This window comes from Actinomycetospora sp. NBC_00405 (assembly GCF_036044095.1).
Lineage (GTDB): Bacteria > Actinomycetota > Actinomycetes > Mycobacteriales > Pseudonocardiaceae > Actinomycetospora > Actinomycetospora callitridis.
Genome location: NZ_CP107938.1, coordinates 3,198,960 through 3,225,447 on the forward strand (window position 1 = coordinate 3,198,960; position 26,488 = coordinate 3,225,447).

The window sequence follows — 26,488 nt, forward strand, 5'->3', positions numbered from 1 at the left end:
GGGCTCCTGCCGTGACCCAGACCCACCCCGACACCCCACCTCGCATGGGCCGGCTCGCGACGGCCGCCGTCTTCGCGACGACCCTCGAGTGGTTCGACTTCCTGATCTACGCCACCGCGGCCGCGCTGGTGCTCGGGCCGCAGTTCTTCCCGTCGTCGAACCCGGTCGCCGGGACGCTGGCGTCGTTCGCGACCTTCGCCGTCGGCTTCGTCGCCCGACCCCTCGGCGGCATCATCGCGGGGCACGCGGGCGACCGGTACGGCCGCAAGCCCCCGCTCGTCGCGGCCATGCTGGTCATGGGCGTGGCGACGTTCGCGATCGGCGTGCTGCCGAACTACGCGGCCATCGGCGTCTGGGCGCCGATCCTGCTCGTCGTCGCCCGTCTCGTGCAGGGCCTCGGCGTCGGCGCGCAGTGGGGCGGGGCGGCGCTGCTGCTCACGGAGCACGCGCCGGTGGAGCGCCGCGGGTTCTACGGCAGCCTCGTGCAGACCGGCGCCGTCCTCGGGGCCGTCGCCGGCAACCTCTTCTTCCTCGTCCTCACCGCCACCCTGTCCGACGAGCAGTTCACGAGCTGGGGCTGGCGCGTCCCGTTCCTGTCCGGCGTGGTGCTCGTGCTGATCGGGCTCTACGTGCAGCTCAAGATCGAGGACACCCCGGTGTTCAAGGCCCTCCAGGCCAGCTCGGCGGCGGCGAAGCGCGAGGCCGGACTGAGCAAGGCGCCGCTGCTCCAGGCGATCCGGCGCTACTGGAAGGAGATCCTCCAGGCGACCGGCGCGTTCTTCGTCGTCAACGCGACCTTCTACATCCTCATCAGCGGCGTCCTGGACTACGCGACCAAGACCGTCGGGATGACGCGCACCTCGATCCTGCTGTGCGTCATGGGCGCCGGGCTCACCCAGGTGATCACGATGCCGTTCTTCGGCGCGCTGACCGACCGGATGGGCTCGCGCAAGCGGCTCTGCCTCGCCGGCACGGTCGGGATGGCGATCTGGGCGTTCCCGCTGTTCTGGCTGCTCGAGAGCGGATCGGTCCCGCTCGTCTTCCTCGCCCTGCTCGTCGGCTTCACGATCCACGCGACGATGTACGGGCCGCAGGCGAGCCTCTACGCCGAGATGTTCCCGGCCGACGTCCGCTACTCGGGCGCGTCCCTGGGCTACCAGTTCGCCTCGGTGTTCGCGGGTGGGCTCGCGCCGTTCATCATGACCGCGCTCCTCGCCGCCACCGGCGCGTCCTGGTCGGTGTCGCTCTACATCATCGGCACCGCCGTGGTGACGTTCCTCGCCGTCGCCACCATCCGCGAGCGCTTCCGCCGCGACCTCTACGAGACCTCGGCGGAGGAGGACGCGGCGGCCTCGTCGGCACGCCGTCCGGAGTCGAGCCCGGCGCGCTGAGTCGCCTCGGGGTTTGCAGCGAACGCGCTGTCCGCTGCTTCTAGGCGCACGAACTCCCCGTTCGCGTCGACGCCGCCCGCCTGTCACGGGCGACCTCACGCACCCCACGGACACGTTCCGGTGGCACCAGGCGCCCGTGATCTCCGGTCGCCTGCGAGGGCGTCCCAAAGCCCCACGGGTGGTCCGGGTCCCGAGCGAGGGCCTCCCTCGCTGCGTGAGAGGCAGGCAGGGAGTCCCTCGCTGCTTCCCCGGCGCGCGCGCACCCGTACCCGGGCGGCAACGCACGAAGGGCCGCACCCCGTGGGGTGCGGCCCTTCGCGAGTGCCTAGGTGGCGTGGATCAGAAGTCCATGCCGCCCATGCCGCCGGTCGGGTCGCCGCCGGCGCCGGCGCCGGCCTTCTCCGGCTTGTCCGCGACCACGGCCTCCGTGGTCAGGAACAGCGCGGCGATCGACGCGGCGTTCTGCAGCGCCGAGCGGGTGACCTTGGCGGGGTCGATGATGCCCGCGGCGATCAGGTCCTTGTACTCGCCGGTGGCGGCGTCGAGGCCCTCACCGGTGTTGAGGCCACGGACCTTCTCCGCCACGACGCCGGGCTCGTGGCCGGCGTTGTGGGCGATCTGCTTCAGCGGCGCCTCGAGCGCGGTGCGCACGATGTTGGCGCCGGTGGCCTCGTCCCCGTCGAGCCCGAGGCCCGAGAAGACGTCGCCGACCGAGGCCTGCAGCAGGGCGACGCCGCCGCCGGCGACGATGCCCTCCTCGACCGCGGCCTTGGCGTTGCGCACCGCGTCCTCGATGCGGTGCTTGCGCTCCTTGAGCTCGACCTCGGTGGCGGCACCGGCGCGGATCACCGCGACGCCGCCGGCCAGCTTCGCGAGACGCTCCTGGAGCTTCTCGCGGTCGTAGTCCGAGTCGCTGCGGTCGATCTCCGAGCGGATCTGGGTGACGCGGCCCTGGATCTGGTCCGCGGCGCCCGAGCCGTCGACGATCGTGGTCTCGTCCTTGGAGACGGTGACCTTGCGGGCGCGGCCCAGCAGGCTCAGGTCGGCGGTCTCGAGCTTGAGGCCGACCTCCTCCGAGATGACCTCGCCGCCGGTGAGGATGGCCATGTCGGCCAGCATCGCCTTGCGGCGGTCACCGAAGCCGGGGGCCTTGACGGCGACCGACTTGAAGGTGCCGCGAATCTTGTTGACGACCAGGGTGGCCAGGGCCTCGCCCTCGACGTCCTCGCAGATGATCGCGAGCGGCTTGCCGGACTGCATGACCTTCTCCAGCAGCGGGAGCAGGTCCTTCACCGACGAGATCTTGGAGGACATGAGCAGGATGTAGGGGTCGTCGAGCTCCGCCTCCATCCGGTCCTGGTCGGTGACGAAGTAGGGCGAGATGTAGCCCTTGTCGAAGCGCATGCCCTCGGTGAGCTCGAGCTCGAGCCCGAAGGTCTGCGACTCCTCGACCGTGATGACGCCTTCCTTGCCGACCTTGTCCATCGCCTCGGCGATGAGCTCGCCGATCTGCGAGTCGCCGGCGGAGATCGACGCGGTGGCGGCGATCTGCTCCTTGGTCTCGACCTCCTTGGCCGACTTCAGGAGCTGCTGCGAGACAGCCTCGGTGGCCTTCTCGATGCCCTTCTTCAGGGCCATCGGGTTGGCACCGGCGGCGACGTTGCGCAGACCCTCGCGCACGAGCGCCTGGGCGAGGACGGTCGCGGTGGTCGTACCGTCACCGGCGACGTCGTCGGTCTTCTTCGCGACCTCCTTGACGAGCTCGGCCCCGATCTTCTCCCAGGGGTCCTCGAGCTCGATCTCCTTCGCGATCGAGACGCCGTCGTTGGTGATCGTGGGGGCGCCCCACTTCTTCTCCAGGACGACGTTGCGGCCGCGCGGGCCGAGGGTCACCTTGACGGCGTCCGCGAGGGTGTTCATCCCACGCTCGAGGCCACGACGGGCCTCTTCGTCGAACGCGATCATCTTGGCCATACGGGTGGTCCTCCGATGTGGACACGTGTGCGCGGTCGGGAGGTGCCCGCGACGGACGACCGGCTCCATTGCGCCGGCCTCACCGGCCCGACCTGGCACTCGACACTACCGAGTGCCAACCTCATGCTGGCACTCGGGTCGGGCGAGTGCAACCGACGTGGTCCCGGGTGTCGGCCTCAGGCCAGGAGCAGGACGAGCAGCACCACGAGCCCCAGGAGCACGGCGGCCCCGCCGAGGGCGACGACCCGCGGCGGGACGGCCCCGGTGTTGCGGGCGAACGATCCGTCGCGGTCCGGCGGCACGGGGTCGCGCAGGCGCACCGGGGGTGCGACCGACGACCGCGTCAACGGACCCGACGGCGGGCCGGGGTGTCCCGCCGGGCCGGGGTGTCCCGCCGGGCCGGGGTGTCCCGCCGGGCCGGGGTGTCCCGCCGGGCCGACGTGTCCGGGCCGGCCGGGCGCCGGGAACGGACCGGACGGCGGACGCCCCGCAGGCGGGGGCCCGGACGGCGCACCCCGCGGTGAGGTCGACGGTGGGGTCGACGGCGGGGGCGACGGCGGGGTCGACGGCGGGGGGCTCGCGGAGGCCGCGACCGGGGCGGCCTCGGTTTCGGACGACGGCCGCTCGCCGGCGGGGGCCTCGTCCCGGGCCGGCGAGGTCCCGTTCCTCGCGGCCGGGACGCGCGGCACTGGGGCGAGGGGCGCGACGGGTGCGACCGGACGCACCGGGGGCACGCCCGCCCGGCGGGGCGGGCCCGCGGTGGGACGACGGGGCGGGGGACCGACCAGCGGGGCCGGGCCCGGGACCATCAGGGCACCCCGGGCGGCCTCGATCACGGCGCTGGCCGACTCGTGGCGGCGCGGGCGGTCGGGGTCCATGCCCCGGTGGACGACGTCGTCGATGCGCGGGTCGAGCCCGGCGAGCTCGGCGGCCGACGGGACCTCGCCGCCCAGGTGGCCGTCGATGACCTCGGTGACCGAGCCGAGGTAGGGCGCGCGGCCGGTGAGGCAGGTGAAGAGGACGCAGGTCAGCGAGTAGACGTCCGTGCGCGCGTCGACGGGCTCACCGCGCAGGTGCTCGGGCGCCGCGTAGGTGGGCGAGCCCAGGAAGTCGCCGCCCGAGGTGCGGTGGCCGGTGGCGCCGCGGCGGGTGAGGCCGAAGTCGGCCAGGTAGACGTGCTCGCCGGCGGACTCCCGCGTCGTCACCAGGACGTTGGCGGGCTTGACGTCGAGGTGCACGAGGCCGCGGGCGTGCACGGCGTCGAGCGCGTCGGCGACCTGTCCGAGCAGGCGCAGCGTCCGCGCCACCGTCAGCGGCCTGCCGTCGATGACGCTCGCGAGGTCCGGGCCCTCGACGTGGCGCATCGCGATGTAGAGGTGGCCGTCGGTCTCGTCGAAGTCGTAGAGCGGCACGACGTGGGAGTGGTCGACGGCCGAGGTGTTGCGGGCCTCGTCGGTGAAGCGCTCGCGGAACTCGCGGTCGGCGGCGAGGGCCTCGTCGATGACCTTGAGCGCGACGCGGCGCCCCAGACGCGTGTCGGTGGCGCGGTAGAGCACGCTCATCCCGCCGCGGCCGATCACCCCGTCCACGCGGAAGTGACCGAGCCGCTGCCCGATCAGGTCCTGCGTGTTCCGGTCCGCCACGCCGCCGACCCTAACGCCGCGGGGGTGCTCCCCCGGTCCGGATCGCGGGGCCCGATCGCGAGGTCACGCGGCGGGCGGGACGATGCGCGCCGTGACGGGACACGGGCACGACCACGGCAATCCCTCGGCCATGCGGCCGGTCGCCGAGCACGCCGAGGCCGTGGCCGCCCTCCTGGGGCCGACGGCGACGGAAACGGTGCCGCTGGCCGGGGCAATGGGACGGATCCTCGCCGAGGACCTCGTCTCCCCCCTGGCGCTGCCGCCGTTCTCGAACTCGGCGATGGACGGCTACGCGGTGCGCAGCGCCGACCTGGCCGACGTACCCGCCGAGCTGCCCGTCGCCGCCGACATCCCCGCCGGGCGCACCGACGGCCCCGCCCTCGACGACGGCACGGCGCACCGGATCATGACCGGCGCCGCGATGCCGGACGGCGCGGACGCGGTGGTGCAGGTCGAGTGGACGGACGCCGGCACCGACCGGGTGCGCATCGACCGGGCGGTCGCCGTCGGGCAGAACGTGCGGGTCGCCGGCGAGGACGTCACCGCGGGCCAGGTCGTGCTGCCCGCCGGCACGGTGCTCGGTCCGGCCCAGGTCGGGCTCGCCGCCGCCGTCGGCGCCGGGTCGCTCGCGGTGCGCCGCCGGCCGCGGGTGCTGGTGCTCTCCACCGGCTCCGAGCTCGTCGCCCCGGGCGAGCCGCTGCGCCACGGTCAGATCCACGAGTCGAACGGCCCGATGCTGGCCGCGGCGGTCACCGACGCGGGTGCGGTCGCCGAGCTCCTGCGCTTCGTGCCCGACGACGTCGAGCAGTTCCTCGGGACCCTCGACCAGGCCCTCGCGGCCCGCGGCGACGACCCCGTCGACCTCGTCCTGACCTCGGGCGGGGTCAGCGCGGGGGCCTACGAGGTGGTCAAGGACGCCTTCACGGGCCGGGGGATCACGTTCGCCAAGGTCGCGATGCAGCCGGGCATGCCGCAGGGGCTCGGGCACCACCACGGTCCGACCGGCGACGTCGCGGTGGTGACGCTGCCGGGCAACCCGGTGAGCTCGCTGGTGTCGTTCGAGGTCTTCGTCCGGCCGGTCCTGCGCGCCGCCCTCGGCCACCCGCAGCCCGGTCGCCCACGCGTGCGGGCCCGCCTGACCGAGCCCCTGGCCTCCCCGCCCGGGCGCCGCCAGTTCCGGCGCGGACGCCTGAACGCCGTCGACGGGACGGTGACCGCGGTGGGTGCGCCGGGCTCGCACCTGCTCGCCGCGCTGGCCCGCGCGGACTGCCTGCTCGTGGTCGGCGAGGAGACGACGCGCGTCGAGGCCGGCGAGGTCGTCGAGGTGTGGCTCCTGGACGGGTGATGCGCGTGGGGCTCGATGGAGCCCCACGCAGGGGGCTCGATCGGGGGTCCACCCTCCTGTCGAGCGCTTCGGTTGCGCCGTTGGGGCGACCCGGACTTCCGCCGTGACGCGACATCGGGCACCATGTGTGACAGGTGTCATGGACCGGTCTCGACGCGTCCGGACACCTGACCGGGTGGGCCCCTCACAGGACCAACCGCTTGTCGCTGGGGAGCGGACGAGCGGTTCCCGGCCGGGGTCGCCGACTCGGGGGTTGGCGGCCCCGGCCCCATCCCGGGCCTTCCCACCTCGTCGCACCTCCCGCCCGGCCGATAGGTTGCCTGCTCGCGCCGTCGACGAGAGGGATCCGTACCGACGATGGTCCTGTCCGACCACTCCCCCCGAGAGGCCGACCGCCCGTCCGGCCCGCCCGGCGGCACGGTGCGCCACGCGTTGACCCTGGTCCGCGACACCCTGCCCCCGCTGCACCCCGGCGGCCGGCCCGTGATCGGCGCGGTCGCCGCTGCCGCGTTCGGCCTGCGTGCCCTGCGCGGGCGGGGCACGTTCGCCGCCCTCGCCGTCACCGCAGGCGTCGCCGCCTTCTTCCGCGCGCCGCACCGGCAGACACCGCGCCGCGCCGGCATCGCGGTGGCGCCCGCGGACGGCACGGTGAGCCTCGTCGACACCGCCGAGCCGCCCGAGGACCTCGTCGCCCTCGGCCTCCCGCCCGGCCCGCGACCGCGGGTGAGCGTCTTCCTCTCGGTCTACGACGTCCACGTGCAGCGCGTGCCGATCGACGGCCAGGTCCAGGCCGTCGAGCACCGCCCCGGCGGCTACCTGTCCGCCGACCTGCCCGCGGCCAGCGACACCAACGCCCGCACCGCGATGTGGGTGCACGGCACCGACGGCCACGACCTCGCCGTCCTGCAGATCGCCGGGCTGGTGGCGCGGCGCATCCTGTGTGACGCGGCGCCGGGTGACGAGGTGCGGGCGGGCGACGTCTACGGGCTCATCCGGTTCGGCTCGCGGGTCGACCTGCTGCTGCCGCCGGGCAGCACCGTCCGCGTCGAACCCGGCCAGCGCGCCGTCGGCGGCGAGACGGTGCTCGCGGATCTCCCGGATCCCGGGACACTCTCCCGGTGACGCCCGACATCGCCGAGCGCAGCGGCGGCCGCGGGGTGCGCCTGCTGCCGAACGCGGTCACCGTCCTCGCGCTGTGCTCCGGGCTCTCCGGCGTGCAGTTCATGCTCACGGACAACCGCGCCGCCGCCCTCGCCGCGATCACCCTCGCCGCGGTGTTCGACGCCCTCGACGGGCGCCTGGCCCGTCTCCTCGACGCCACCAGCCGCATGGGCGCCGAGCTCGACTCGCTCTCGGACTGCATCTCGTTCGGGGTGTCGCCCGCCCTGATCCTGTTCCTCTGGACGCTCAACGACATCCGCATCGGCTGGGTGGTCGCGCTCGCCATGGTCGTCTCGGCGGCGCTGCGTCTCGCCCGCTTCAACACGCTCTCCGACGACGAGGAGGCCCCGCCGTACGCGGGCGAGTTCTTCGTCGGCGTCCCCTCGCCCGCGGGCGCGCTCGTCGCGCTGGCCCCGCTGGCACTCGACGTCCAGCTCGGCCCGGGCTTCTGGTCGCAGCCGATCGTGGTGTCGGTGTGGACGGTGATGGTCGGTGCGCTGATGATCAGTCGGGTGCCGACGGCGTCGCTGAAGAGCGTGCGGGTGCCGCCGCGGCTCGTCGCCCCACTGCTCGTGGCCGTCGCGCTCGCGGCCGCCGCGCTGGTGACCTTCCCGTTCGTCGTCTACGCCGTCGCCGTCGGCGCCTACCTGCTGCACATCCCCTACGCGGCCAACCGCTACCGCTGGCTGGGCCGCCACCCCGAGGTCTGGCACGTGCCCCCGCGCCAGCGCCGCGCGGTGCGCCGCGCCCACCGCCGGCTCGGGCTGGCCCCGCCCCGGCGCCCGCTGCGTCGACGGGTCGCCGGCGCCGCCGCGCGCGCCGGGACCGCCGCCCGCAACATCGGCCGCGACCGGGACCGCGACCGCAACGGCGACGGCGACTACCCCCGCGAGTTCGACTACCAGCGGGACTACGAGCGCGACCGCGCCCGGGGCCCGGAGCGCACCGGCCCGCTGCCGCCTCCGCCGCCACCCGCCCAGCGCGGCATCCCCGACGGGCGTCGCCCCCGGGGCTCCCGCAGGCTCGGCCTGCGCCGGCACCGGGACGACCGGCACCGCGACGACCGGCCCCGCGAGGACCGGCCCCGGGACGACCGGCCGTGACCTCGCCGAACGGGGTCGACCTCCTCGCGCGTCTCGGCACGTCCGCGGGCGACGCGCGCCGCGGGGTCGTCCGCCTGCATCCCGAGGTCATCACCGCCCTGGGTGTCGAGGCCTGGGACGCCGTGCGGGTCACGGGGGCGCGCACCACCGCCGCCCTCGTCGCCCCCGCGCCCGCGCCGGCGGCACCGGGCGCGGCGGTGCTCGACGAGACCACGATGGTCAATGCCGGCGTCGTCGACGGCGCCATCGTGGGCGTCGCGGCCGCGCCCGTGGCCGTGGCGCGCGGGATCGAGCTGGCCGGCTCCCGCCTCGCGACCGTCGCCCTCGCCCCGGAGACGCTGCGCCTCGCGCTGACCGGCAAGGTCCTGCTGCCCGGCGACACGCTCTCGCTGCTGCCCCAGGACCTCGCGCCGATCCCGGGCTCCGACGCCGCGGGCGCCCGTCGCGGGCTCGCGGCGGCCCTGGGCGGCACCTGGACCACCGAGCTCGTCACGGTGACGGCCGCCGAGCCGCCCGCGAGCGCCGACCCGTCCGCGGCGCTCTGCGTCGGGCCGACGACGGTCGTGCGGTGGCGCAACGGGGCGAGCACGGGCACCGCTGCGGGGGCCTCCGTCGCGCCGGCACAGGCCCGGCCGACGCAGATCGCGGGGACGCAGGCCGCCGGGACGCAGGCCGCCGGGACGCAGGCCGCCGGGACGCAGGCCGCCGGGACGCAGGCCGCCGGGACGCAGGCCGCCGGGACGCAGCCAGGATCGGCGGTGGTCACCGAGCCCGTCGAGTCGGTCCCCACCGAGCCCGTGGTCGCCGTGGGCGACCTCGTCGGGCAGGCCGACCCCGCGCGCCGTCTCGGCGAGTGGTTCGACCTCGTCTTCCGCCGCCCCGAGCTGCTCGAACGCCTCGGCGCGGCCCCGCGCCTCGGCGTGCTGGTCAGCGGGCCCGAGGGCGTGGGCAAGACGACGCTCGTGCGCTCCGTGGCCGCCGACACCGACGCCCGCGTGGTGCGCCTCGACGGGCCCGGCGCCGCCGCCATCGAGGCCGGCGCGGCCGCCGCCCGGGTGCGCGAGGCCGTGGACGACGCCACCTCGTCGATGCCGTCCGTGCTCCTCGTGACCGACGCCGAGGTGCTGCTGCCGGCCTCCGAGCCGCCGCCGCTGGCGACGCTGGTCCTCGAGTCCCTGCGGCGCGCGGTGAACACGCCGGGCGTGGCGCTGGTGGTCACCTCGTCGCGGGCCGAGTCCCTCGACCCGCGGCTGCGCGGCCCCGACCTCGTCGACCGCGAGCTGACCCTGCCCGCCCCGGGCGACCGCGACCGCGCCGAGCTGCTCCGGGTGCTGCTGCGCGGGGTGCCGCTCGCGAAGGACGTCGACCTCGCCTCGGTCGGCGCGCGGACCCCGGGCTTCGTCGCGGGCGACCTCGTCGCGCTACGACGGGAGGCGGCGGTCCGGGCGGCGCTGCGGGTGGGCGCCGGCGACTCCTCCGACGACCCCGACCCCACCCTGGAGACCGACGACCTGCTCGGCGCGGTGACCTCGGTGCGCCCGGCGTCGCTGTCGTCGGGCTCGCAGACGCTGTCCTCGGGCGGGCTGACCCTCGAGCGGGTCGGCGACATGGTCGAGACGAAGCAGGCGCTCACGGAGACCGTGCTGTGGCCGCTGCGCTACCCCGACTCGTTCGCCCGGCTCGGGGTGTCGCCTCCGCGCGGCGTGCTGCTCTACGGGCCGCCCGGCTGCGGCAAGACGTTCCTCGTGCGGGCGCTCGCCGGCACGGGCGCGCTCAACGTGTTCGTCGTCAAGGGCGCCGAGGTGCTCGACAAGTACGTCGGCGAGTCCGAGCGGGCGGTCCGCGCGCTGTTCCGCCGGGCCGCGGCCGCCGCCCCCGCGCTGGTGTTCCTCGACGAGGTGGACGCCCTGGCGCCACGCCGGGGCGGGTCCACCGACGCCGGGGTCGCCGACCGGGTCGTCGCCGCCCTGCTCACCGAGCTGGACGGGGCCGAGCCCCTGCGCGACGTCGTCGTGCTCGCGGCCACCAACCGCCCGGAGCTCATCGATCCCGCGCTGCTGCGTCCCGGGCGTCTCGAGCGCCGCGTGTACGTGCCGCCGCCGGACGCCGCGGCCCGCGCGGACATCCTGCGCGCCTCGTCCCGCGACACGCCGCTCGCCGACGACGTCGACATCGACGCGCTGGCCGAGGACCTCGACCGCTACTCCGCGGCCGACTGTGCCGCGCTGATCCGCGAGGCGGCCCTGACGGCGATGCGGACGTCGCTGGAGTCCACCGAGGTGTCGGCGCGCGACCTGGCCACCGCCCGCGAGGCCGTCCGGCCCTCGCTGGACCCCCGGCAGCTCGCCGCGCTCGAGGCGTACGCCGGAGAGAACTAGCTGCCGGAGAGAACTAGCTGCCGGGGAGAACTAGCTCGAGCCCCAGTTGTTGGTGGCGATGACGATGACGCCGGGCGAGGCGCTCTGGATGCCGTCGAAGCGGGGCTCCGAGCGCAGGCCGAACTCGCCCGCGATGGCGCTCGCGGCGCCCTGCTCGTCGGTGCCGGGGCGGTAGTAGACCGTGCTCACGGGGATCGTGCCCCACGGGTAGTTGCCGACCTCGACGACGTTCCAGCCCTGCGCGCGCATCTCGCCCGCCGCCCGGTCGGCGAGACCCGGGATCGTCGAGTTGTTGAGCACGCGGACCCCGACCGCCGAGACGGCGCCGCCGCCTCCGCCGGAGCCACCGCCCGAGCCGCCCGCCACCACGCCGCCGCCACCGCCGGGCGCGCCCGCACCGCCCGGGGCGCCGGGGCCACCGGGACCGCCGGGACCGCCGGGACCGCCGGGACCGCCGCCGGGCACGATCGGCGCGCCGACGGCAGGGCCGCCGCCGGGGGCGCCGGGGGTACCGGGAGCGGGCGCACCGGGTCCACCGGGTCCACCGGGGACCGGGCCGCCGGGAAGGGCAGGACCACCGGGCGTGCCCGGAGCCGGCGGCAGACCGGCCTGGTTCGGGGCGACGGGGCCGCCGGGCGCGGGGGCGCCGTTGGCACCGGGGAGCGGTGTCGCGGTCGGGCTCGCGGGCGCGGCCGTGGGGCTCGAGGGCCCCTCCCCGCCGAGCGCGAGCAGACCGACCACGGCGGCCACGCCGGCGATCGCGAGCAGGACGATGCCCGCGATGCGCATCCGCGAGGCGTCGGCGGACCCGGGCCCTGTCATCTCGTGCTCCCCTCGGCGGACCGTGTCCGCCCTGCTCGCTCGGCGGAGAACCGCCTCGGAGTCAGGAGAACATCAACGGGGCTCGACTCCGAGGCGACGCGCCGCACGGGCCCGCTGCCGGCTCTGACGGAGCCTGCGGAGGCGCTTCACGAGCATGGGATCGGCCGCGAGGGCCTCCGGACGGTCGACCAGGGCGTTGAGCACCTGGTAGTAGCGCGTCGCGGACATGTCGAAGAGCTCGCGGATCGCCTGTTCCTTGGCGCCGGCGTACTTCCACCACTGGCGCTCGAACGCGAGGATCTCCCGGTCGCGACGGTCGAGCCCGTCCGACGGCTCGTCCTGAGGAGGATGCACCCGTACGGCGTCCGCCACGCTTCTCGCCTCCCGCTCACCCGGCGCTGGCCCTCGAATGACACGCCTGTCATTCGGGCCCCTCCATTCAAGCACGGCGCCCCGACAGCGCGGGCGCTCCTCGCCCGCAACTCCTCCGAGCGGGGGCACTACGGTGCCCGCCGTGACCGTCAGGCCCGTCGTCATCGTCGGAGAACCGGTGCTGCACCGCCCGACCCGCGCGGTGACGCCCGAGGAGTTCGGCGGGGACTCGCTGCGCACCCTCGTCGACGACCTCTTCGAGACGATGGACGCCGCCAACGGGGTCGGGCTGGCCGCGAACCAGATCGGCGACGACCGTCGCGTCTTCGTCTTCGACTGCCCCGACCCCGAGCTCGACGGCGAGAACCGCCGCGGCGTCGTCGTCAACCCGGTGCTCACCGCCGACCCGCCGCCGGAGACCATGCCCGACCCCGACGACGACCACGAGGGCTGCCTGTCGGTGCCCGGCGAGTCGTTCCCGACCGGCCGCGCCGAGCACGCCGAGGTCCGCGGCGTCGACGTCGAGGGCCACGAGGTCGTCGTGACGGGCACGGGCTACCTCGCCCGGTGCCTGCAGCACGAGACCGACCACCTCGACGGCTACACCTACCTCGACCGCCTCGTCGGCCGGTACCGGCGCTCCGCCAAGCGCGCCGTCCGCGACCACGGCTGGGGCCTCCCCGGCCACTCCTGGACGCCCGGCGTCGACCCGGACCCCTTCGGCCACTAGTCGGCCGCGCCGAGGAGATGCGCTCCGCCGCTCGCGGGAAGACGGGTTCACCCACAGCGGACAGGGCGGCCACGAGCACGTGCAACGGTGTAAGCACGAGGGTGTGGACGAGCTCGATGCCTACTCACGGACGGTCAGCGCGGTCGCGGCGCACGTGGGCCCGTCGGTGGCCGCGGTGCAGGCGGGGCGCGGCAGCGGATCGGCGGTGGTCGTCGACCACGGGGTCCTGGTCACCAACGCGCACGTCGTCGGCGGGCACCGCGAGGGCTCGGTGGCCTACGCCGACGGCACGGAGGGCGCGGTGACGGTGCGCGGCACCGACCCGCTCTCCGACCTCGCCGTCCTCCTCACCCCCGACCCCACCCCACCGCCCCTGGAGCTCGGCGACGCCGCCGAGCTCGTCGTCGGCCAGCTGGTGGTGGCCGTCGGCAACCCGCTGGGCCTGGCCGGGTCGGTCACGGCGGGCGTGGTCAGCGGGCTGGGACGGGCGCTGCCGGTGCGCAGCGGCCGCGCGAGCCGGGTCGTCGAGGACGTCATCCAGACCGACGCGGCGCTCAACCCCGGCAACTCCGGCGGCGCGCTGGCCGACGCCTCGGGGCGCGTGGTCGGCATCAACACCGCCGTCGCGGGCGTCGGCCTCGGGCTCGCCGTGCCGGTGTCGGCCACGACGCGGCGCATCCTCGAGTCCCTGCGCGCCGACGGCCGGGTGCGGCGCGGCTACCTCGGTCTCGTCGGCGCGCCGGCGCCGCTGCCGGCCGAGATCGCCGCGCGCCTGGGGCGTCCGCGGGGCCTGCGCGTCGCGGAGGTCGTCGCCGGCAGCCCCGCCGCCCTCGCCGGGCTGCGCGCGGGCGACCTGGTGGTCTCCGCCGACCGCGAGCCGGTCTCTGACGCGCAGGGCCTGCAGCGGCGCCTGTTCGCGGCCTCGATCGGGCGGACGATGCCGGTCACCGTGCTGCGCGGCGCCGCGATGGTCGACGTGCTCGCCGTGCCGACGGAGCTCGCCGACCACTGAGCTGTCCCCCCAGGAGTTGCCTGCTCGCGACCCGCGGGGTGAGCTGGCCGGGTGACCGCGGAACCACGCACCCCGCCCGTCGCCCTCGCGATCGCGGGCACCGACTCCGGAGGGGGCGCCGGCATCACGGCCGACGTCCGGGCCTTCACCGCCTGCGGGGTGCACGCCGCCGTCGCGATCGCGGCGGTGACCGTGCAGAACTCCGTCGGCGTCTCGGGGTTCCACCCGATCCCGCCCGACGTCGTCGCCGACCAGATCCGCACCGTGGCCAGCGACATGGGCATCGACGCCGCGAAGACCGGCATGCTCGCCTCGACGGAGATCATCGATGCGGTCGTGGCGGCCGGGGACGAGGTCGGGCTCGGGACGCGGATCCCGTTCGTCGTCGACCCCGTCGCCGCCTCGATGCACGGCCACCCGCTGCTGGCGCCGGACGCGCTCGGCGCGCTGCGCGACGACCTGATCCCGCGCGCCACGCTCGTCACGCCCAACCTCGACGAGGTCCGGCTGCTCGTGGGCGTCGACGTCGTCGACGACGACACCGCGCGCGAGGCCGCCCGCGCGCTCGTGGGGCTGGGCGCCGGGGCGGCGCTGGTCAAGGGCGGGCACCTCGAGGGCTCGCCCGAGGTCGTCGACCTGCTGCTCACCGCCGACGGCACCGAGCACCGGTTCACCTCGCGGCGCCGCGAGACCAAGCACAGCCACGGTGGCGGCGACTCGCTCGCGTCGGCGGTGACCGCGGGCCTCGCGCGCGGGCTCCCGCTCGTCGACGCCGTCGCGCTGGGCAAGGCCTACATCACCCGTGCCGTCGAGTACGCCTACCCGCTCGGCGCGGGCCACGGCCCGGTGTCGGCGCTGTGGTCGGTGGCCGACTGGGAGCCGTGATGCGCCCGGCCGTCCGGTCTCAGGCCGCCTCGTACTCGCTGCCCGCGGCGATCTTCTGCAGGCCGCGGTAGGCCTGCGCGGGCGTGCGGCCCTCGTTGACGACGCCGTCGACCTCGCCCGCGATGGGGGCGGCGACGTCGTGCTCCTCGGCGAGCTCGACGACGCTGCGTGCGGTCTTGACCCCCTCGGCGACCTGGGTCATCCCGTCGAGCACCTCGTCGATGCTCTTCCCGCTCGCCAGCTCCTCGCCGACCCGCCGGTTGCGCGACGCGCTGCTCATGCACGTGGCCATGAGGTCGCCGAGGCCGGTGAGCCCCGCGAACGTGCGGGGGTCGGCGCCCATGGCCTCGCCGATCCGCGTCATCTCGGCGAGCCCGCGGGAGATCACCATCGCACGGGTGTTCATGCCGACCCCGAGGCCGTCGCCCATCCCCGACGCGATGGCGACGACGTTCTTGAGGATGCCGCCGAGCTCGCAGCCCAGGACGTCATGGTTGGTGTAGACGCGGAAGCGGGGTCGGGCGAACAGCGGCTGCAGCGCGGTCGCCACCGCGGTGTCCGGCGTCGCGATCACCGCCGCGGCGGCCAGGCCCTCGGCGATCTCCCCGGCGATGTTCGGGCCGGCGAGCAGACCGACCGAGTGCCCGGGCAGGCACTCCTCGAGGACCTGGGTGGGGCGCTTGCGGCTGTCCGGCTCCAGCCCCTTGGCCAGCGAGATCACCGGGATCCACGGCCGCAGGTGCGGGGACGCCTCGGTGAGCACCGCCCGCATGCTGTGCGACGGCACGCCGACGACGAGCACGTCGGCGTGCTCGGCGGCCTCCTGGAGGTCCGAGGTGGCCCGCAGCTTCGAGGAGAGCCGCCGGTCGCCCAGGTAGCGGCTGTTGGTGTGCCGGGTGGTGATCTCCTCCGCGGTCTCCGGCGAGCGGGCCCAGAGCAGGGTCGGCGCGTTCGATGCGGCCAGGCCCGCGACCGTCGTCCCCCAGGATCCGGAGCCGAGCACGGTGACGCGGACGTCGCGGGTCATGGAGCCTCCTTGCACGCGGGTGAGCCGGGCCACGCTAGCGACGGTGGTCCCGGCGGCGCGACGCCGTGCCCCGACGGGTCAGGATGACCGCCGTGAACCCCACCCCGCCGCGCGCGCTGACCATCGCCGGCTCCGACTCCGGCGGCGCCGCAGGCCTCGAGGCCGACCTGCGGGCGATGACCGCCTGCGGGGTGCACGGGTGCGTCGCGGTCACCGCGGTGACCGTGCAGAACTCGCTGGGTGTGTCCGGCGTGCACCTGGTGCCCGCCGAGACGGTCGCGGCGCAGGTGCGGGCGGTGGTCACCGACATCGGCGTGGGCGCCGCCAAGACCGGGATGCTCGCCTCGCGGGAGATCATCGACGCGGTCGCCGACGTCGTCGACGAGGTGGGCATCGGGCGCGGACCGGACCGGACGCCGTTCGTCGTCGACCCGGTCGCGGCCTCGATGCGCGGCGACCCGCTGCTCACCGAGGACGCGATGGAGGCGATCCGCACCCGGCTCTTCCCGCGCGCCGAGCTCGCGACCCCGAACCTCGACGAGGTGCGCCTGCTCGCCGGGATCACGGTGACCGACCCGGCGACGGCGCGCGAGGCCGCCGAGGCCCTGCACGCGATGGGCCCGCGGTACGTGCTGGTCAAGGGCGGGCACCTGCACGGCTCGCCCGAGGTGGTCGACCTGCTCTTCGAAGGCGAGCAGACCTGGGAGTTCTCGGGGCCGCGCATCGACACCCCGCACGTCCACGGCGCGGGCGACGCCCTGGCCAGCGCGACCTGCGCCGCGCTGGCCCGGGGCCTGTCGATGCCCGACGCCGTCGCCTCCGCCGAGCGCTACATCCGCCGCGCCGTCGCCGAGTCCTACCCCCTCGGCGCCGGCGTGGGCCCGGTGTCGCCGTTCTGGGCGGTGCAGGCGCACGTGTGATGCGGCTCCGCCGCACGTGAGTGTTCTGGGTCGCTCCGGCGACCCGGAACACTCACGAGGCCGACGGCCCTCGGCCCCTCAGAGCTCGCGGATCGCCTCCCCGTCCGCCCAGGCCCGGATGTCCTCGACCACCTCGCGGTAGAAGACGTCGTAGGTGCCCTCGGTGACGTAGCCCAGGTGCGGGGTGAGCACGGTGCGGGGGGCCGTGCGCAGCGGTGAGTCGGCCGGGAGCGGCTCGGTGCCGAACACGTCGAGCCCGGCGCCGCCGATCGTGCCCGCGTGCAGCGCCTCGACCAGCGCGTCCTCGTCGACGACGGGCCCGCGCGAGGTGTTGATCAGCAGCGCGTCCGGCTTCATCCGCGCCAGCTCGTCACGTCCGAGCAGACCCGTGGTGCGCTCCGAGAGCTTGAGGTGGATCGTCACGACGTCGGACGTCTCCAGCAGCTCGTCCTTGCCCACCGCGGTGACGCCCGCGGCGCGGGCGTCCTCGGGGTCGAGGTGCTGGCTCCAGGCGACGACGTCCATCCCGAAGGCCAGGCCGACGGTCGCGACGGGCCGTCCGAGTCCCCCGAGCCCGATCACGCCGAGACGTCGACCGGAGAGGTCGCGCCCGACGGTGTGCTGCCAGCGCCCCTCGCGCACGGCGCGGTCCTCGGCGGGGACGTGGCGGGCGAGCGCGTGGATCAGCGCCCAGGTCATCTCGACGGTCGGGGTGGACGGGCTGACCCCGCCGGTGCCCGACACCGTGACGCCCCGCGCCCGGGCGGCCTCGACGTCGATGGCGACGTTGGCCGGGCCCGTCGTCACCAGCAGCCGCAGGTTCCCCAGGCGGCCGAGGACGTCGGCCGGGAACGCGGTGCGCTCGCGCATCGCGACGACGACGTCGTAGGGCTCGAGTGCGGCGACGACGCCGTCGGCGTCACCGAGGTGCTCGGCGAAGAACGTCACCTCGTCCGCACCGAGAGCGTCCCAGTCGGCGTAGGTGGAGGCGACCTGCTGGTAGTCGTCCAGGACGGCGACACGACGGGGTTGCGGCACGCGCCGGGTGTGCCCTCCGCGCCCCGGGGGCACACACCCGCCGTGCGTCCCGACGCCGGCGACCCGGTGCCCGTCCTGAACCCCACGCAGGCCCGCTGGCCGGTCTACGCCGAGCGGCCGCGGCGGCGGGCGCGCCAGTTCGTCGCCGACGTCGCCGTCCTCACCTGGGTCGCCGTCGTCGTCTCGATCGCGATCCTGCTCTACGACGCGGTGCTGACCCTCCAGGGACCGGGCCGCCAGCTCGGCGCGGCGGGGGTGCAGGTGCGCGACACCTTCGGCGGCGCCGCCGACACCGCCTCCGGGGTCCCGTTCGTCGGCGACGACCTCGCCCGCGCGCTCTCGAACGGCACGCAGGCGGGCGAGGGCCTGGTGGCGGCCGGGGACCAGGAGATCGCCGCGGTCGAGGCGCTGGCCTCCGGCCTCTCGTGGGCGGTCGCCCTGCTCGCGATCGTCCCCGTGGTCGTGGCGTGGGCGTGGCTGCGCGTGCGGTGGATGCTCTCGGCCCGCGCGGTGCTCCTGCTGCGTGACGGCCTGCGCGGCGGGGAGGCCGACGCGGACCTCCTCGCGCTGCGGGCGCTCGCCCACGCGTCGCCCCGCAGGCTCACCCGATCGGTACCCGGTGCGGCGAGCGGATGGCGTCGGGGCGACCCCCACGTGCTCGCACGCCTGGCCGATCTCGAGCTCTCGCGGCTCGGTCTGGGCAGTCCGACGCTGGTCCGGGGCCCCGTGATGCCCCGGACGGTGGACGGCAACGGCGACATCGGGGACGATCCGGACAGCCCGGTACGGCGGTCGCCCGGACATCTCCCCGGGGGCGACCCCGACGAACGGTGGGGTGACACACCCCCTCCACCGGGTCCGACCGGGGGACACACGGCCTAGCCTCGGTCCCCGATCGGCGTCGCACCGGGCAGGGAGGGCACAGTGGACACGGTGGTGGACCGTTCACGACTGGCCGCACTGCGGTCGCGCGTCGTGGGGTGGGCGGCCCGGCAGTACCTCGCGTGGCGTAGCCGCCGCGGCCTGGACCCGGTGACGCTGCTCCCCGACCACGCGCTGATGCCCCTGCGGCGCGAGGGCCTGGACCCGGTGCCGGCGTTGCGCGAGGCGCGCGAGGAGGCACCGGTGCGCCACTTCCCGCTGCCCTTCGGGGTGACGGCGTGGCTGATCACCGGCCACGAGGAGGCGCGCGCCGTCCTCGGCCGCACCCGCGGGCTCTCCAACGACTTCGGTCACCTCGTCGGCCAGGCCGGCATCGAGGGCGGCCAGAACCCCGGCGGGCTGGGCTTCACCGACCCGCCGGAGCACACGCGGCTGCGCCGGCTGCTGACGCCGGAGTTCACCTACCGGCGCCTGAGCCGACTGCGCCCCCGGATCGCCGAGATCGTCGAGGGCCGCCTCGACGCCATGGCGGAGCTGGCGGCGGCGGGCGAGCCCGTGGACCTGGTGCGCGACTTCGCCACGCCCATCCCGTCGCTGACCATCTGCGAGCTGCTCGGCATCCCCTACGAGGAGCGCGACGAGTTCCAGGCGCTCTCCACCGCCCGGTTCGACCTCTTCGGCGGCGCGGGCGCGGTGTTCGACAACATCTCCGGCTCGCTGGAGTACCTGCGCGGCGTCGTCGAGCGCCAGCGGATCGAGCCGGGCGAGGGGCTGCTCGGGCAGCTGATCCGTGAGCACGGCGACGAGCTGGACACCGACGAGCTCGCCGAGCTCGCCGACGGCCTGCTCACCGGCGGTCTCGAGACCTCGGCGTCGATGCTGGCGCTCGGCGCGATGGTCCTGCTGCGCGACCCCGACAGCTTCGCCCTCGTGCGCGACGAGCCGGAGGCCGTGAACGGGTTCGTCGAGGAGCTGCTGCGCTACCTGACCGTCGTCCAGATCGCGTTCCCGCGGTTCGCCACCGAGGACATGACCCTCGGCGGCGTCACGATCAGCAAGGGCGACGGACTGCTCGTGTCGCTCTCGGGCGCCGACCGCGACCCGCGTCTCACCCCGGACCCCGAGCGCTTCGACCCCCGCCGCGCCCCGACGCCGCACCTCGCCTTCGGCCACGGCATCCACCGCTGCATCGGCGCCGAGCTCGCCCGCATGGAGCTGCGCGCGGCCTACCCGGCCCTCCTGCGCCGCTTCCCGGAGCTGCACCTCGCCGACGACGCCGGCACCCTCGACGACCAGCCCTTCCGCACGACCTCGATCGTCTACGGCGTCGACGCCCTGCCGGTCGCGCTGCACTGACCCGGTGCAAGCCCTGCGCCCACGCTTGCACTCAACGCCAGGAAATCCGCATCCTCGACGGTCAGCGGCGCGCTGACCCGACCACCGCGAGCTCGGGCTCCCGCTCGGCCAGCGCGCGGTCGAAGGCAGCGATCCGCTCGGTGTCGGTGAAGAAGTCCTCGTGGTCGACGACGCGGCCCCAGCGCGTGCGCAGCACGAGCACCGTCCGGTTCTCGTAGAGGCGCGTGCCGTCCTCGGCGTCGGCGTGGTCGTCGAAGCGCACCCAGATCGTCATCGCCCACGGCGGCCCGCTGACCGCGACGCCGCGCAGTTCGCCCTGGATCCGCGCGGCGACGAAGATGCGCAGGAAGCGTTCGATCGCCGGCTTGCCCGCCCACGGCCCCGAGAAACGGTGGTCGCCCTGCGGGAAGTGCAGCACCGCATCGTCGGCGTAGGCCTCGAGCAGCGCCGTCGGGTCGCCCTCGTTGAGCCGCGCCACGTCCCCGGCGAACTTCCTCCGCAGCACCACCGGTAGCGCCGCCCGCGCCCCCAGGCCCGCGGCCACGCCGATCCCGACCCCCGTCAGCATCCCTCGCATCGCACTCACTCCCCGCTTCTAGGTAGAACGCTCTAGTGAGAGAAGAGCATAGGATGTGACCGTGGACAAGACCCCGACCCGCGAGCGGATCCTCGTCGCCACCGCCGAGCTCTTCCGGCGCCAGGGCTACGCCGGCACCGGGCTCAAGGCCGTCGTCGCCGAGGCCGAGGCCCCGTTCGGCTCCCTGTACCACCACTTCCCCGGCGGGAAGCAGCAGCTGGCGGGCGAGGTCATCCGGGCCAGCGGGGCGTTCTTCCAGGCGCTCGTCGTCGCGGTCTACGACGAGCAGGCGACCACCGCGGAGTCCGTCCGCGCCGTGTTCGCCGGGGCCGCCGAGACGCTCGAGGCGACCGACTACGTCGACGCCTGCCCGATCGCGACCGTCGCGCTCGAGGTGGCGAGCACCGACGAGCTGCTCCGGCAGGCGACCGCCGAGGTGTTCACGGCCTGGACCGACGCCCTGACCGAGCGCCTCGACGGCGACCGCGACCGGGCGCTGGCGATCCTCTGCGCCCTCGAGGGCGCGTTCGTCCTCAGCCGCGCCCTGCGCTCCACCGAGCCGATGCACGCCGCGGGGCGCCTGGCCGTCGCGGGTCTCTAGGCGCTCGCGAGGATGTGGATTTCCTGGCGCTCAGTGCAAGCGTGGACGCAGGGCTTGCACGGCCGCTACTCCACCGAGGGACTCGACGCCTGCGCCCAGTGGCGGCGGGGGATGCGCCCCGCCCCGCGAGCCAGGCGCCCCGCCTCCACGCCCAGGCGCATCGCGTGCGCCATGGCCTCCGGGTCGGAGGCGCGGGTGACGGCGGTGGCGAGCAGGACCGCGTCGCACCCCAGCTCCATCGCCTGCGCGGCCTCGGACGCCGTGCCGATCCCGGCGTCGAGCACGACCGGCACGGAGGCCGCCGACGTGATCATCTCGATGTTGTGGGGGTTGCGGATGCCCAGCCCGGTGCCGATCGGGGCGCCCAGGGGCATGACCGCCGCGCACCCGGCGTCGGCGAGCTTCGCCGCGAGCACCGGGTCGTCGTTCGTGTAGGGCAGGACGGTGAAGCCGTCGTCGACGAGCTGCTCGGCGGCGTCGAGGAGCTCGATCGGGTCGGGCAGCAGGGTCCGCTCGTCGTGGACGACCTCGAGCTTGACGAGGTCGGTCTCCAGCGCCTCGCGGGCCATCCGGGCGGTGTGCACGGCCTCCGCGGCGGTCCGGCAGCCGGCGGTGTTGGGCAGCACCTCGATGCCGAGGCGCTCGAGCAGGGCCAGCACCCCCGGTCCCCCGCCGGCGTCGAGGCGCCGCATCGCCACCGTCGTCAGCTCGGTGCCGGACGCGACGAGCGCGCGTTCGAGCACCGCCAGCCCGGAGGCGCCGCCGGTGCCCATGATCAGTCGCGAGCCGAACTTGCGGTCGCCGATCACCAGCGGGTCCATGGTCATCCTCCCTGCACCGCGGTGAGCACCTCGAGGCGCGCGCCCTCGAGCAGCCGGACGGTCGCCCAGCTCGCCCGGGGCACCACCGCGCCGTCGAGGGCCACGGCCACGCCCCGCTCGGGCACGCCGTGCTCGGCCATCAGGGCCGCGACCGTCGTCCCGGCCGGCACCTCGCGGCTCTCGTCGTTCAGCCAGACGGTGGTCATCGCTACCCCTCACTCCCTGCGCCGGCATGACCCGGATCAGGTTCGACGGTCGGGGCCCTGATGGCCCCCTCTCAGCCCCCTGACGGGGCTCCCGTGGTGTCCGTTTCCACCGTACGCGCGGACCTCAGCCCGGCGCGACGGCCGAGCGGTCGGCCGCGGCCGCGCGGGCCTCGTCGGGGAGCGGGTCCCCGCGCAGGGCGGCCGCCAGCGCGCCGACCGTGACGGCGACCAGCAGCATCCCGTTGCGCCCGTGCCCGGTGGCGGCGAACAGGCCCGAGGGACCGACCGGCCCGAGCAGCGGCAGGTTGTCGTCCGTGCCGGGACGGAACGACGCGGCGGTCTCCTCGAGCGCGTAGTCGGCAATGCCCGGCAGGACACGCTCGACGTCGCCGACGAGGTCGCGGACCCCGCCCACGAGCACGTCGGGATCGAAGCCGGCCTCGTACTGCGTCGCCCCGACCACCAGCCGCCCGCCCTCGCGTGGCACGGCGTACACCGGCCGCCCGCTCACCGCCGCGCGCACGGTGCGCGACGGCGGCGGCAGCGACGACCGGCGCGCCCGCACGCGCAGGATCTCGCCCTTCACCGGGCGCACCCGCCCCTCGAGGACGGGGTGCAGCGCGCCCGACCAGGCGCCGGCGGCGACGACGACCCGGTCGGCCTCGAGCACCTCGTCCTCGAGCTCGACGCCCGTCACCCGCACCCCGTCGTCCAGGACCCGCGACACGGAACGCCGGGAGACCACCACCCCGTGCGCACGGCCCGCGGCCTCGAGGGCGGCGAGCAGCGCGCGGTTGTCGACGGCGAGGTCGTCGGGGATCAGCAGGCCCGCCCGCACCGCGGGCCCCAGCGTGGGCTCGCGACGCCGCAGCTCGCGGCCCCCGCACCGCTCGACGTCGCGGCCCCACGCGCGCAGGTGCTCGACGACGCGGTCGAGGTCGGCGACGTCCGCGGCGTCGATCGCCACCTGCACCGTGCCCTCGCGACGCAGCCCGACCGCGAGCCCGCCGTCGGCGGCGACGGCCTCGGCGAACCCCGGCCAGAGCGCCAGCGACGCCGCACCCAGCTCGAGGACCTCGCGCTCCCCCGGCCACGCCTCGCTGATCGGCGCGAGCATCCCGCCCGCCACCCGCGAGGCCCCGGAACCCGGGTCGGGGTCGACGAGCACGACCTCGCCCGCGAGCCCGTCGCGCGCCGCGACCCACGCCACGGCGGCACCCACCGCCCCCGCGCCCACGATCACGAGCCGGTCCGACACGCCCGCCGACGCTACGCGCTAGCGTCGTCACGGTGAGTGCCACGCCGATCGCCGGAGCCGCCGGCCGCACCGACCGACGCGCCCGCCTCGGGGAAGCGTGGCTGTACCTGTGCACCGACTCCCGCGCCGCGCAGGGCGATCTCGCGGAGTTCGCCGACGCGGCGCTGCGGGGTGGCGTCGACATCATCCAGCTGCGCGAGAAGGGCCTCGAGGCGCGCGACGAGCTCGCCGCGCTCGCGGTGCTGGGCGGGGCCGCGCGGCGCCACGGCGCGCTGCTGGCGGTCAACGACCGTGCCGACCTCGCCCTCGCCGCCGACGCCGACGTCCTGCACCTCGGGCAGGACGACCTCCCGGTGCCGTGGGCGCGCCGGGTGGTGGGCGACGACGTGCTGATCGGGCGCTCGACCCACGACGCCGACCAGGCGTCCGCGGCCGCGACCGAGCCCGGCGCCGACTACTTCTGCACCGGCCCCTGCTGGCCCACGCCGACCAAGGCGGGGCGCCCGGCCCCCGGCCTCGACCTGGTCCGGGAGACCGCGGCCCGGGCACCGGCCCGGCCGTGGTTCGCGATCGGCGGGATCGATGACGCCCGACTCGACGAGGTCCTCGCCGCCGGCGCCACCCGCGTCGTCGTCGTCCGCGCGATCACCGAGGCCGACGACCCCGAGGCGGCGGCCCGCCGTCTGCGCACGCGCCTGTGAGCACTCGTCACGAGGCGGTCGACAATCGGAGCCCCTCGGCGCGCAGCACCTCGTCGATCGGCTGGTAGAGGCTCGTGCCGCCGGCGGTGGTGCAGTCGCCCGTCCCGCCCGAGAGCACCCCGAGCGCCGAACTGCCGGACACGAAGGGCCCGCCGGAGTCCCCGCCCTCGCTGCACGCCGTGGTCAGCACGAGGCCCTGGACGGGACCCGCCGCGTAGTTGGCGGTGACGTCGACGGCGGTCACCGTGCCGCAGCGCCAGCCGGTGGTGGAGCCCGAGCGGCAGACGGACGCGCCGACGGGGGCGGTCGCGGTCCCGGTGATCGAGCGCGTGCTCGACCCCTCGGCGGCCACCGACGGCGTCGCGCGCCAGCCGGGGCCCACGTCGACGACCGACCAGTCGCCGGTGCGGTCGAACACCGAGCTGCGCACGGGCCCGATGGGCACGTTGTTGGCGCCGGCGACCTCGCCGCCCCGCTGCGTGCAGTGCCCGGCCGTGACGAGCCGCTGCGCGCCGGAGGCGGCCGTCGCGGAGAAGCCCACGGAGCAGCGCCGTCCGGTGATCCGGATCGCGTCACCGCCCACGAGGTCGTAGACGGGCGGGTCCGCGCGCGGCGTCGGCGCGGCGACACCGTCGATCACCCGGACGGCCGGGTCGACGGCGCGGGCCTCGTCCACCCACCCCGAGGTGCGGGCGTCGCGCGGGGTGCTGTTGAGCGCCAGGACCACCGAGCGGCTCGTCGCATCCACCCACCACGCGCTGACCGCCGTCGGGGCGCTGCGCTGCTCGGCGAGCGCGTCGATCGCCTCTTTGACCTGCCCCAGCTCCGCGGGGGTGTCGGCCGGCGCCGCGAGCGCCGGGACCGGAGCACCCAGCAGAGCGGCGGCGACGACCAGCAGGAGCAGGACCCGCCGACCCATCCGTACCCCCGACTCGTCTGCCCGTTCGGCCGTCCGGCGTACAGACGACGACGGCCGGACGAACGCTAGAACGTTCGTCCGGCCGTCGGTGGGAGATCACCGGAGAAGTCAGCCGTTGGTGGAACCGCCTCCGGAACCCTGGCCACCGGTACCGCCCCCGAGGTTCGGGAGGATCCCGTTCTGCGAGGTCCGCGGCGGCTGCGTGGTCGACCGCGTGGACTGCGACGTCGTGGTGTCGCCGTCCGTCGGAGCCTGCTGCTGCTCGGTCTCCTGCGTCGTCGTCGCGGTGTCCTGGTCGTCGGTGGACGACTCGGCCGGCGTGGTCGTGGCCTCGCTCGTGCCGGTCTCCTGACCGAACAGGCTGCCCACCGAGGTGCCGCCCGATCCGCCGGACAAGGGGTGCCCGGTGGCGGTCTCGACGCCGATGGTGGCGAGCAGGGCGATGACGAACACGCTGGCCGCGACGCCGCCGAGCGTCAGCCAGGTCTTCCAGCCGAGGCCCTTCAGGCCCGCCTTCAGTGCCGCCAGGCTGAACTTCGGACGCGCGGGCTCCGGCTCGACCGGCGCGACGCGCGTGGCCGGGTCGTCCGGACCGCCGGGCCCGCCCGGACCGCCGGGCCCGCCCGGACCGAAGGGGCCACCCGGACCGCCGGGGCCGGGACGCCCGGGCTGCCCCATGACCGCGGTCGGGCCGCCGCCGGGCGGCGTACCGGTCTGGCGGCTCTGCGGGATGAAGGTCGTGGGACGCACCTCGGTGGGCGCGGCGTGCGGGTCCGCGTTCGGGTCCATCCGCGGGTGCACCCGGGTCGGGTCCGCGAGCCCCTCGGCCCGCAGCGCGACCCTGCCGGGCGGCACCTGCGGCTGGCCCGGCTGCCCGGGACGCGCCGTCGGCAGACCGGTGGGGACGCGGCGCGTCGGGTCGGCCGGCGGCATGCCCGGGCGCCCCTGCGGGGGCGGCGGCATCGGCACGCCGGGACCGGGCGTCGGCGGGCCGACCATCGGCCGGCCGCCCTGCACGCGGGTCGGCCCGGGCGGCGCCGCCGCCGGGCCCGCGGCACCGGCGACCTTGCCGACGGCGGCGGCGACGCGGGTGTTGCCGGCGCTCGTGACGACGAGCTTCTGCTTGACCCGGTCACGCGTGGCCTCGAGGGAGCGCTGGTACAGCGCCGACCCGACGGTACTGATGATCGACGCGGCGGCGGCGCCACCGATGGTGCCGAGAACACCCATGAACGACCCGAGGATCGCCGCCGTGGCGGCCGCCAGCGCACTGGCTGCGATCTGCGGGAAGGTCAGTCCCATACCGGACGCTGGTGCGGCGGACTTCTCTTCGGAGGTCTTGTCGGACATGGCTCCCGGGCTGCGC

At 75.7% G+C, this 26,488-nt stretch carries 25 protein-coding genes and 1 riboswitch; of the genes, 13 read left to right on the forward strand and 12 right to left on the reverse strand.

Translation table 11 applies throughout. The features are described from left to right. The first annotated feature begins 11 nt into the window (after positions 1-11). Positions 12-1,391 (forward strand): MFS transporter, encoded by a 1,380-nt coding sequence (locus OG774_RS15695; RefSeq protein WP_328302052.1) that lies wholly within the window; start codon positions 12-14, stop codon positions 1,389-1,391. Between the two features lie 339 nt (positions 1,392-1,730). Here the strand turns inward: OG774_RS15695 and groL are convergent, their stop codons facing one another. Continuing rightward, on the reverse strand, positions 1,731-3,365 hold the full coding sequence (gene groL / locus OG774_RS15700) for a chaperonin GroEL (protein ID WP_328302054.1): 1,635 nt from the start codon (positions 3,363-3,365) through the stop codon (positions 1,731-1,733). Positions 3,366-3,541: 176 nt separating this feature from the next. Continuing rightward, on the reverse strand, positions 3,542-5,008 hold the full coding sequence (locus tag OG774_RS15705; protein WP_328302056.1) for a serine/threonine-protein kinase: 1,467 nt from the start codon (positions 5,006-5,008) through the stop codon (positions 3,542-3,544). Between the two features lie 130 nt (positions 5,009-5,138). Between OG774_RS15705 and moeA the strand changes: the two genes are divergently transcribed. The 4 genes from moeA to OG774_RS15725 all read left to right on the forward strand — a co-directional run bounded on the left by moeA (position 5,139) and on the right by OG774_RS15725 (position 10,995). Further along, positions 5,139-6,353, forward strand: a complete 1,215-nt coding sequence (gene moeA / locus OG774_RS15710; RefSeq protein WP_328310973.1) for a molybdopterin molybdotransferase MoeA — start codon at positions 5,139-5,141, stop codon at positions 6,351-6,353. 357 nt (positions 6,354-6,710) lie between these two features. Then, positions 6,711-7,475 (forward strand): phosphatidylserine decarboxylase, encoded by a 765-nt coding sequence (locus OG774_RS15715; RefSeq protein WP_328302058.1) that lies wholly within the window; start codon positions 6,711-6,713, stop codon positions 7,473-7,475. An 8-nt stretch (positions 7,476-7,483) separates the two neighbouring features. Further along, complete coding sequence (pssA, locus tag OG774_RS15720) at positions 7,484-8,617, forward strand: CDP-diacylglycerol--serine O-phosphatidyltransferase (RefSeq protein ID WP_442874003.1); 1,134 nt, start codon at positions 7,484-7,486, stop codon at positions 8,615-8,617. Next, positions 8,614-10,995: an AAA family ATPase gene (locus tag OG774_RS15725; protein WP_328302062.1), complete on the forward strand. Its 2,382-nt coding sequence runs from the start codon at positions 8,614-8,616 to the stop codon at positions 10,993-10,995. Before pssA ends, OG774_RS15725 begins: the two co-directional genes overlap by 4 nt. A 30-nt stretch (positions 10,996-11,025) precedes the next feature. Here the strand turns inward: OG774_RS15725 and OG774_RS15730 are convergent, their stop codons facing one another. Both OG774_RS15730 and OG774_RS15735 read right to left on the reverse strand, forming a co-directional pair. Continuing rightward, positions 11,026-11,817, reverse strand: a complete 792-nt coding sequence (locus tag OG774_RS15730) for a LytR C-terminal domain-containing protein (protein ID WP_328302064.1) — start codon at positions 11,815-11,817, stop codon at positions 11,026-11,028. A 72-nt stretch (positions 11,818-11,889) separates the two neighbouring features. Further along, positions 11,890-12,171, reverse strand: a complete 282-nt coding sequence (locus OG774_RS15735; protein WP_328302067.1) for a DUF3263 domain-containing protein — start codon at positions 12,169-12,171, stop codon at positions 11,890-11,892. 160 nt (positions 12,172-12,331) lie between these two features. On the opposite strand from OG774_RS15735, the gene OG774_RS15740 reads away from it, so the two are divergent. The 3 genes from OG774_RS15740 (at position 12,332) to thiD (OG774_RS15750) (ending at position 14,816) form a co-directional block, all read left to right on the forward strand. Then, positions 12,332-12,919, forward strand: coding sequence for a peptide deformylase (locus tag OG774_RS15740; RefSeq protein WP_328302069.1), 588 nt, complete (start codon positions 12,332-12,334; stop codon positions 12,917-12,919). A gap of 103 nt (positions 12,920-13,022) precedes the next feature. Further along, entirely contained in the window at positions 13,023-13,931 is a 909-nt protein-coding gene (locus OG774_RS15745; RefSeq protein ID WP_328302071.1) for a S1C family serine protease, read from the forward strand. Positions 13,932-13,982: 51 nt separating this feature from the next. Beyond that, on the forward strand, positions 13,983-14,816 hold the full coding sequence (gene thiD, locus OG774_RS15750) for a bifunctional hydroxymethylpyrimidine kinase/phosphomethylpyrimidine kinase (protein ID WP_328302073.1): 834 nt from the start codon (positions 13,983-13,985) through the stop codon (positions 14,814-14,816). Between the two features lie 19 nt (positions 14,817-14,835). Here the strand turns inward: thiD (OG774_RS15750) and OG774_RS15755 are convergent, their stop codons facing one another. Then, complete coding sequence (locus OG774_RS15755; protein WP_328302075.1) at positions 14,836-15,843, reverse strand: NAD(P)H-dependent glycerol-3-phosphate dehydrogenase; 1,008 nt, start codon at positions 15,841-15,843, stop codon at positions 14,836-14,838. A 92-nt stretch (positions 15,844-15,935) separates the two neighbouring features. On the opposite strand from OG774_RS15755, the gene thiD (OG774_RS15760) reads away from it, so the two are divergent. Continuing rightward, positions 15,936-16,763, forward strand: a complete 828-nt coding sequence (gene thiD / locus OG774_RS15760) for a bifunctional hydroxymethylpyrimidine kinase/phosphomethylpyrimidine kinase (RefSeq protein WP_328302077.1) — start codon at positions 15,936-15,938, stop codon at positions 16,761-16,763. A gap of 78 nt (positions 16,764-16,841) precedes the next feature. Here thiD (OG774_RS15760) and OG774_RS15765 read toward each other — a convergent pair whose 3' ends face one another. After that, positions 16,842-17,801, reverse strand: a complete 960-nt coding sequence (locus tag OG774_RS15765) for a D-2-hydroxyacid dehydrogenase family protein (RefSeq protein WP_328302079.1) — start codon at positions 17,799-17,801, stop codon at positions 16,842-16,844. 42 nt (positions 17,802-17,843) lie between these two features. On the opposite strand from OG774_RS15765, the gene OG774_RS15770 reads away from it, so the two are divergent. Beyond that, positions 17,844-18,683 (forward strand): hypothetical protein, encoded by an 840-nt coding sequence (locus tag OG774_RS15770; protein WP_328302081.1) that lies wholly within the window; start codon positions 17,844-17,846, stop codon positions 18,681-18,683. A gap of 69 nt (positions 18,684-18,752) precedes the next feature. Next, positions 18,753-20,039 carry a cytochrome P450 gene (locus OG774_RS15775; protein ID WP_328310975.1) on the forward strand — a complete coding sequence of 429 codons (1,287 nt, stop codon included), beginning with the start codon at positions 18,753-18,755 and terminating at the stop codon, positions 20,037-20,039. 61 nt (positions 20,040-20,100) lie between these two features. Here the strand turns inward: OG774_RS15775 and OG774_RS15780 are convergent, their stop codons facing one another. After that, positions 20,101-20,607: a nuclear transport factor 2 family protein gene (locus OG774_RS15780; protein WP_328302082.1), complete on the reverse strand. Its 507-nt coding sequence runs from the start codon at positions 20,605-20,607 to the stop codon at positions 20,101-20,103. A gap of 70 nt (positions 20,608-20,677) precedes the next feature. On the opposite strand from OG774_RS15780, the gene OG774_RS15785 reads away from it, so the two are divergent. Further along, the gene (locus tag OG774_RS15785) at positions 20,678-21,217 is read left to right on the forward strand and encodes a TetR/AcrR family transcriptional regulator (protein ID WP_328302084.1); all 540 of its coding nucleotides are present in this window, start codon (positions 20,678-20,680) and stop codon (positions 21,215-21,217) included. 65 nt (positions 21,218-21,282) lie between these two features. Here OG774_RS15785 and OG774_RS15790 read toward each other — a convergent pair whose 3' ends face one another. The 3 genes from OG774_RS15790 to thiO all read right to left on the reverse strand — a co-directional run bounded on the left by OG774_RS15790 (position 21,283) and on the right by thiO (position 23,502). Beyond that, positions 21,283-22,044: a thiazole synthase gene (locus OG774_RS15790; protein WP_328302086.1), complete on the reverse strand. Its 762-nt coding sequence runs from the start codon at positions 22,042-22,044 to the stop codon at positions 21,283-21,285. Further along, positions 22,041-22,244 carry a sulfur carrier protein ThiS gene (gene thiS / locus OG774_RS15795; RefSeq protein WP_274196109.1) on the reverse strand — a complete coding sequence of 68 codons (204 nt, stop codon included), beginning with the start codon at positions 22,242-22,244 and terminating at the stop codon, positions 22,041-22,043. Before thiS ends, OG774_RS15790 begins: the two co-directional genes overlap by 4 nt. Then, a riboswitch (TPP riboswitch) is annotated at positions 22,240-22,349 on the reverse strand. (Overlaps the previous gene by 5 nt.) Before the next feature lie 19 nt (positions 22,350-22,368). Next, entirely contained in the window at positions 22,369-23,502 is a 1,134-nt protein-coding gene (gene thiO, locus OG774_RS15800; protein WP_328302089.1) for a glycine oxidase ThiO, read from the reverse strand. 32 nt (positions 23,503-23,534) lie between these two features. Here thiO and thiE point away from each other — a divergent pair, with 32 nt between their 5' ends. Then, positions 23,535-24,203 (forward strand): thiamine phosphate synthase, encoded by a 669-nt coding sequence (thiE, locus tag OG774_RS15805; protein WP_328302090.1) that lies wholly within the window; start codon positions 23,535-23,537, stop codon positions 24,201-24,203. A gap of 7 nt (positions 24,204-24,210) precedes the next feature. On the opposite strand, the gene OG774_RS15810 is transcribed toward thiE, so the two are convergent. Further along, positions 24,211-25,122 carry a S1 family peptidase gene (locus tag OG774_RS15810; protein WP_328302092.1) on the reverse strand — a complete coding sequence of 304 codons (912 nt, stop codon included), beginning with the start codon at positions 25,120-25,122 and terminating at the stop codon, positions 24,211-24,213. Between the two features lie 108 nt (positions 25,123-25,230). Next, on the reverse strand, positions 25,231-26,472 hold the full coding sequence (locus OG774_RS15815) for a hypothetical protein (RefSeq protein WP_328302094.1): 1,242 nt from the start codon (positions 26,470-26,472) through the stop codon (positions 25,231-25,233). Positions 26,473-26,488: the final 16 nt, after the last annotated feature.